General features: G+C 46.7%; 6 protein-coding genes and 1 pseudogene. 2 read left to right on the forward strand and 5 right to left on the reverse strand.

From position 1 onward, the window contains the following. Nucleotides 1-72: 72 nt before the first annotated feature. Nucleotides 73-684, reverse strand: a complete 612-nt coding sequence (locus tag QUA25_RS28130) for a hypothetical protein (RefSeq protein WP_333042943.1) — start codon at nucleotides 682-684, stop codon at nucleotides 73-75. 420 nt (nucleotides 685-1104) lie between these two features. On the opposite strand from QUA25_RS28130, the gene fmt reads away from it, so the two are divergent. Continuing rightward, entirely contained in the window at nucleotides 1105-2103 is a 999-nt protein-coding gene (gene fmt, locus QUA25_RS28135; RefSeq protein WP_333042944.1) for a methionyl-tRNA formyltransferase, read from the forward strand. 83 nt (nucleotides 2104-2186) lie between these two features. On the opposite strand, the gene sbcD is transcribed toward fmt, so the two are convergent. The 3 genes from sbcD to QUA25_RS28145 all read right to left on the reverse strand — a co-directional run bounded on the left by sbcD (nucleotide 2187) and on the right by QUA25_RS28145 (nucleotide 4100). After that, on the reverse strand, nucleotides 2187-3428 hold the full coding sequence (gene sbcD / locus QUA25_RS28140; RefSeq protein ID WP_333042945.1) for an exonuclease subunit SbcD: 1242 nt from the start codon (nucleotides 3426-3428) through the stop codon (nucleotides 2187-2189). Nucleotides 3429-3701: 273 nt separating this feature from the next. Continuing rightward, nucleotides 3702-3833: an IS1/IS1595 family N-terminal zinc-binding domain-containing protein gene (locus tag QUA25_RS29615; RefSeq protein ID WP_445242257.1), complete on the reverse strand. Its 132-nt coding sequence runs from the start codon at nucleotides 3831-3833 to the stop codon at nucleotides 3702-3704. Between the two features lie 111 nt (nucleotides 3834-3944). Then, nucleotides 3945-4100 (reverse strand): hypothetical protein, encoded by a 156-nt coding sequence (locus tag QUA25_RS28145; RefSeq protein ID WP_333042946.1) that lies wholly within the window; start codon nucleotides 4098-4100, stop codon nucleotides 3945-3947. Nucleotides 4101-4958: 858 nt separating this feature from the next. On the opposite strand from QUA25_RS28145, the gene QUA25_RS28150 reads away from it, so the two are divergent. Next, complete coding sequence (locus QUA25_RS28150) at nucleotides 4959-6812, forward strand: ABC transporter ATP-binding protein (protein ID WP_333042948.1); 1854 nt, start codon at nucleotides 4959-4961, stop codon at nucleotides 6810-6812. A 100-nt stretch (nucleotides 6813-6912) separates the two neighbouring features. Here the strand turns inward: QUA25_RS28150 and QUA25_RS28155 are convergent. Then, nucleotides 6913-7434: pseudogene (locus tag QUA25_RS28155) on the reverse strand (ISKra4 family transposase); the annotation flags it as partial. Nucleotides 7435-7545: the final 111 nt, after the last annotated feature.

Here is a 7545-nt window from a genome sequence, read left to right on the forward strand (position 1 = left end):
TACCCTATATTTTTCTAGGCGATTTGTCTAGGATTGCCGGACTGTATGATTTTCAGGCAACCTGTCACCCCGTCAGGTGACATGATGAAAGCAGCCGGGTGCTTTGTCTCCTTTTGCTAAGAGTGATTGACCAGTACAAGGAGCATCTACTATTACTAAATTAGCCGTTTGTGGCATCTTTTCGGCAAGTATTTTTGAATCGGCATTGGTGGCGGCGGATGAGTTAATTTGGCAGCGTCTTAAATTAGAGTTCAGCCTTCCCATGCGTTTGCCTATGGCTTCGTTGCACAACAGAAATTCTAGCTTTAAGGTTTTCCAGGCAAATATACTTTTTCCTCCGGGGGGCGCGCACATATCTAAAATTAGTTTTATTGACTGGGATATTGTTAACAATGTGGAGGCGGCGAAGATTGAGAAAAAGTCGAGACAGTAGTAATGTCGAGCTTGATGTAAGGAATGTTTTCCCGGTTGGTATTCTAAGGCTAGTCTATCTACAAAGTGCGGTTGCCAAAAAACGGGAATTTCGATATCAAATGGGTTTTTTGGTGGTTTTGGTTGCACCCACAAGATAGCAGGATTAAAGGCTTGGGGATTGGTGACGGCATGAATAAACTTTTCTTGTTCGGCGGTGTCGGCAAATAAGCTGCGGCTGAGTTTAAGCAGAAGATTTGACTGTTTTTCCATGTTCGAGGAGATATGATAGGATTGAGATTAGCAGTGACCAAGGTAGATTAGATGATAATTCTTAGGGTAGAACAGTTATAGTTAACTTGGGAAGAATGGATGCAAATGTTGTTGCGTCTATTAAACCCATTGCTTTTGAGCGTTCGAGTTGGGCTGCACCTGAGTATCAATCGAGTTTTTTTTAGCCGATCGCACAACTCGGAACTCTTGTCGAAGTGTATAATCTAGGAGCAAACTACCATTATTTGATCTGACAAATAAACCTTACATGAGTCGGATGGTGAAAACACTCATAAACTAGCTTGTATCATAGCTGCTACGCGCTGAATAGTCTCTATAATATACTAGGGTTTTTTGCCATTACCTACTTGATGACTAATGAGTAATGACTGACGACTACTTACTAATAACGAACAATCTATGAAAATTGTCTTTTTTGGCACTCCCGATTTTGCTGTTCCTACTTTATCCAGTTTGCTGAGTCACCCAGAATTTGAGGTTGTGGGTGTGGTGACTCAGCCGGACAAACGCCGGGGAAGAGGGAATCAATTGATGCCTTCACCTGTAAAAGATGTGGCTTTAAATCATAGTCTCCCGGTTTGGCAGCCGCGCCGAATTAAGAAGGATGCGGAAACAATTGCCAAATTGCGGGAAGCGGAGGCGGATATATTTGTGGTGGTGGCTTATGGCCAAATTCTTTCTCAAGAAATTCTGGATATTCCTAGTTTGGCTTGCGTTAACGTTCACGGTTCAATTTTGCCGAAGTATCGCGGTGCAGCACCGATTCAACGCTGTCTTTTTGACGGGGAAAAGACAACAGGAATTACTACTATGCTGATGGATGCTGGGATGGATACTGGGGCGATGCTATTGAAGGCTTTTGCTGGTATTTCGCTGTTGGATAATGCTGATTCTTTGGCGGATAGGTTGGCAGAAGTTGGGGCGGATTTGTTGGTGGAAACTTTGGTGAAATTGAGGGACAACCAAATTGAAGCTGTTGTTCAAAATGATGCTGAGGCGACTTACGCACCGATGATTAAGAGTGCGGATTATGTGCTGGATTGGTCGAAAAGTGCGATCGCCCTTCACAATCAAGTTAGGGGCTTTTTCCCGGATTGCACGACGACTTTTCGTGGCAATTCTCTGAAGGTGATAGCTACTGTGCCCGTCGGGCCCGAATATTGGCTGCAAATGCCAGCGGATTTGAGAGTTTTGGAACGCGAATGGCCTGTTTTGGATCAGTTGTCGGGCGCGAATGGGGAAGTTGTCAAGGTTGTGAAGGGGTTGGGGGCGATCGTGCAAACGGGTGATGGTTTATTATTGTTGCGGGAGGTGCAGTTGGCGGGGAAAAAGGTGCAGTCTGGGGTGGATTTTGCGAATGGAACTCGGTTGGCGGTGGGTGAGATTTTTGGGAGTTAAATAGTATATTTAGGGCGGGCAGGATGCCCACCCTACAATATTGGGCAGCAAAATCATTTTGTAATTAGATGGGCGATTCTTGACTAAAATTCAACCAAAACTTCCTCCGCGCCGCCCAATAAACCCTGTGCCGCCTCTAACATACTCTCCGCAACATCTTTCAAATCGTCGCGACTTGCGAGATAAGTTTTCAAAGCTTCTAAGGGTTCTATACTATTATTAGCATTCAATTCTGGCAACCGCGGCCTTGCTAACTGACTGACTAATTCCGGCTGGATTGTGTAGCTGTGCGCTTCGCCCAGAAGTGTGTGCAATTCTCCGTTGTCGATTAAATCTAATTGTTCCGATCGCAATTGGTAAATTAATCTCACAACCGCGTCTTGGATTTCCTTCTTGCCAATAGCTTTAACTAACTCAGCTTGCGGGTTTTCCGATTCTGCAACATTCACTTTAATAGTCTGAAACACGCGCACTGGCAAAGTACAAAATTCCCACTCTGCTTTCCCCCGTTCCAAATTAACTAACACAAAACCTTTATCTTCTTTCTCTTCGCTAAAATCAACTCGTTCGATACTTCCGGGATAAATTACTGGCGGATTGTTGGAAGCATTGAGATTTTGGTGCTTGTGAACGTGGCCGAGAGCAACGTAATCAAAACAAGGGCGAGTTAGCATGGAAACGGGAATGTTAAAACCTTTACCAACTGCTAAAAAACGCTCGGCGCCCAGACTTGCTTTATCTGCCATTAAGTGCGCTAAAAGTACGGTTGGTATGTCGGGATTGAGGCGGCGGATTTCGCCTTCCATTGCGATCGTCAGTTTTTCGGTTAATAATTGGTTAACATCGCCCATAGAAAGGTTTTCAGTCTCGGCACGTGTCATTAAGGTCGATCGAGTCAACCAAGGTAATGTTACCACCTGTACGGGTCCGCTGCGGGTTTGAATGAGGTGAGTGTCCAGGCGATCGCCTACAATAAACTTAGGTATCCCCAAAGTCCGATATATCCCCAAACTCGCGCCGCCTTGTCCCTGAGAATGTTGGTCGTGATTTCCTACTAGCAAAACCGTTGGAATTTGCGCGTCTACCAAACGGCTGAATTGGCAAGCAAAAGCCTCTTTAACAAACGGTGGAGGCGTCGAATCCGGGAAAGCATCGCCGCCGAATATGACTAAATCTACGGGTTCAGAAATTGCTCTGTCCATACATTTGCTCAGCGTCGCCGCGAAGTCTTCCAGCCGCGTATTTAAACCAGTTTCTGGATTAATTCGCCCGTGGGAAAAGCCGCTGCCCATGTGAATGTCTGAAAGGTGTAAGATTTTAATCATTGTTTTTTAGGTAGTGGTAAACAAGTAATGATGTGTTGTAGTGATGAATGAAATACCAAATGGCACTAATGTGATTTTCCCAGGACTTAGAAAAGGATAAGGTCTCCCCTTTTTTTTTGTGCCACCTGAACTTTGCCAGACACCAGGGCATATTTCTGATTGACGTAGCGAAAGCAACCACTGCTCAGATACCTGCGTGGCACGAGCAATTCCAGCTAGGGAAATCCGTTCTAGCAACAATATATCAATCAGTTCACGCGCAAGCTGAATCAATTACTTTTTTCTGCGGATGCTCCCGGCCAACTGTCGCCCACATTCATGGCATTTAAACCGTTGTTTACCGTTGTGGATGCGACCATTTTTGACCGTTTGGCATGACGTACAGGTTGGGCAAGCAGGCAGGATTAGAAAACACCAACAAGAAACTCTACTTTCCTATCATTACATCTTTGGCACTAACCACCCGCACTCTAGTCAACTTTCTTGCGCCCCCTCCTGGCTGCCAATATCGACAGTTTACGGTATTCTCCCGACGGACATATCCACCGTAAACCTAATTGTCGCTTCTTTATCCACTGCTTGCAGCTTGCTCATCAGGCTAGGCTCCTTTGATTGAATGGAAACTGGTTCTGATGCTAATGCTTCCGGCCCCGGTGGTGTTGCAGTTGGCAATGCAGTTTCCTGTGTTGGTTGTGTGGGTAGTGTTTCCCCTATTAGTGATGCTGTGGGTGTTGTTGCGAACGATACAACGAATGGTGGTACTTGCACACCTGTTTTTATGTGTGTTAGCTTATTACTTAGAAGAGCATATGTGTCAACGATTACCGTCCGTCGTTGTTCGAGGATGAGGAGTGGTTGAATGCTTCTGATTCAGGGTCAGTGCTTGTTCCAGTTAAGTCATCCACTCCCGCAAAACGGAAAGCTTCAACAAAATGTACTTCTGAGAGTTTTCCACTTTACATTTTTCGGACGTTAATAACAAATTTATCGACAATCGCTCAAAATCGAGTATAGCCTAAATTGCGTCTGGTTTCAGTTAGTTTCGACAAGCTGACGATGCCGGCTCCTTTGCAACAGAGAGCTTTGGATTTACTGAAGGTTTCCTAATATTGTAGTTATCTATTGGGCGAGGGCGTTAGCCCTATTGCCTGACTGATGGGGTTTTTGCTTGGATGCGATCGACCACAGGGGGGAAGTTCCGCTAGAACAGTTGAGAAAATCTCAACTTTGCGACCGTTTTCGGCAAAGCAACGCTGACGCATCACACCAGGAAGTATGCGCGCTTTCGCTTTCTATCTAGCTACGCTTAAACAACGAAACTATACTTACATCTTGCACCAGTCAATAATCTCACATTCCATCTGCCCTGTTTGACAACAGGGGTTAAAACCCAAAGTTAATTTCTAGCTTCTCTGACTGGGGTGAAACTTGCTAATTGGTGCATTGTCTTACTTAGAGGCATTCAGCACATCCATGAATTTTCCATTCAAAGCACGTTTAAAGAGCCAGAAGAATTCACCAAAAATGGTGATGCCGTTAATTAACCAACATTGGTTGGTGCGGATCGTCCTGCGCTCTATTTCCTACTTCCGCAAAGACTTATGGCTGATCGTCACGCTCTTGCTTTTGATCGGAGCATCGGTGCTTTTCAACCTTCTCAACGCCTGGCCGATAGCGATTCTAGTCGATACGGTTTTGTCACCAACTCCGAAGTCCAACTGGATTCATACGCTGTTTCTTGCCCCGTTCGGTGAAAGCACACTGAACCGAATTTTCGGAATGGCATTCGTCGCGATGATTATTAGAATCCTGAGCGAGACCGTTTTTATGCTCCGTAGGATGTTGAACTACCGCATCCAGTACAACGGAACCTTGCGCGTTCGTACCGAACTCTACGACAAAATGCAGGCGCTGAGTCTCGGCTGGCACGGCTCCCGATCGCAGGGTGACGCAATCTATCGGTTGAGCTACGACAGCCTCGGCCCCTGGGGGGTGATCGATACGCTCATCGGTTCCACCGCCGCATCGGTGACGCTGACGGCGATGATCTGGATCATGCTGTCGCGCCACGTCCTTCTCACCGTGTTTGCGCTTTCGTTCACTCCGCTTCTAATACTGGCGAATTGGTACTTCGAGGGAAGGATTAGAAGTCGAGCCCTGGAGTCGAAGCAGACCGATGCGGTGATGACCTCAACCATGCAGCAAGCTATAGAGTCGATCGGGCTAATCCAATCCTTCGGTCGAGAAGCAACCGAGTCGCGGCGCTTCGGGCAGGCGGTCGAACGCAGTGTCAAGGCATCCATGCGACTCAATTGGCAAGAGAACCTCTATCCGCTAGCGGTTCAGGTAGTCTTCGCCTTGGGAAGCGGGGTAATCTTAGGCTACGGCGGATACCTAGTTTATCGCGACCAGTTCTTGCGTCCGGTGCCGAACGGCGTGAGCATCGGCGATTTGCTCGTATTCATGGCGTACCTGGGGCAGTTCTGGGACCCGATAGGTTGGGTGTTGGGGTTCACTACTAAGATCCAGACATTTGTAGCTTCATGCGATCGCGTCTTTACTGTTATTGACGAGCCGCCTGCCATAAAAGATGAGCCTGATGCGCGATCGCTTCCCGTTTATCCCCGCACACTAGCACTTGCCGAGGTGAGTTTCGAGTACAACTCTGGGCAACCCGTCTTGCGGAACATCAGTGCTAGTATCGAGCCGGGTCAGATGGTGGCGTTTTTGGGCCCTAGCGGGACGGGAAAGAGTACGCTGCTCAATCTTTTGCCGCGCTTCTACGACCCGACATCGGGCAGCGTCCTCCTCGACGGCTTTGACCTCCGCACCCTTAAAATTGCCGATGTCCGCAAACACATGGCGCTCGTCTCGCAAGGCAGCCCACTTTTCCCCGGAACGATCGCAGAGAATATCGCCTACGGCCGCCCGGACGCTCTGCTCTCCGATATTCGGGAGGCGGCAGTTGAATCTGGGGCCGCCGAGTTCATCGAAACCTTGCCGGAGCAGTATGATACTTTAATCGCTGAGGGCGGTCAGAACCTATCGGGCGGACAGCGACAGCGGCTAGCTATTGCGCGGGCGATCGTCACTAAGGCTCCCATACTGATCCTCGACGAACCCACAAATGCGCTGGATTTGAAGCACGAGCAGTGGGTACTAGAGACTCTGCAACGTCTACGTCGCAAAAGAACCATTATCTTGGTCACGCACCGACTCGAAACTGCTGTAGACTGCGATCTGATTTTTGTGATGCAAGAGGGCGAGATTAAGGAGTCTGGCACTCACGCCGAACTCCTTACCCAGCAGGGGTTCTATTACCGAATGTTGGGCTACAACCCAGTCAGGTCAATAGGGCTTACTGATAAACCCTGCATCGAGTAGGAGTAGGACATGGCGAACTTATTTCTTATCCTTTTGCTTCAATCTGTTGCCTGTCTGCCGTCTGCCGGGAGCGTGTCACTTTTGTGATGAGTAAAAATACTTAAGCAGCTTTTCGTGATTTACCAATTAAGCCGTTTAAGTAAGCACATCGATGAGCTAATACCTGTCCAACATGTTCTGATTTCCAACTTGCTCCAGATATTTTAATCCGTCTAGCTATTTGCTTAATTCCTGATTCTACTGCGCCAGAGCCAATTGAACAAATCCCGTCTCTCTGAAAAACTTCATAATTAATAATTCTTTCTTGATGCTTTTCTAAATATTTACAGAAGTTAATTGCTGGTTTTTTCTTTAACTTTGTGAATAGTGCTATTGCACTGGGGACATTTCCTTGCCATAAATATGTTTCGGCTTGCTTTAACCGCTTCATTGAACCACCCACCTTCTGAAGATTTTCATTCAGATGATACCAATCTAAGATTTCTCTCCTGTCCTGTTCACAACTAATTTCCTTGAATATATTCCAGACTCCATCATGTCCATCACCTAGACAAGTTACTGGGTTTGCTAGTGGTTGTTGATTTGCCCAATCAATAATCATATTATTTTGATCGAAACTAGCTACTATTCCCGCCTCTGAAACAATTGCTTTATAGCGCTCTTTCATCACTTTAGCCCTAGTATAATATTCCTGAAGTCATCAAATAGTTAAAATGTATGGTCGTACCCCGCC

It is taken from the genome of Microcoleus sp. Pol17C6 (genome assembly GCF_036701145.1).
Classification (GTDB): Bacteria; Cyanobacteriota; Cyanobacteriia; order Cyanobacteriales; family Microcoleaceae; genus Microcoleus.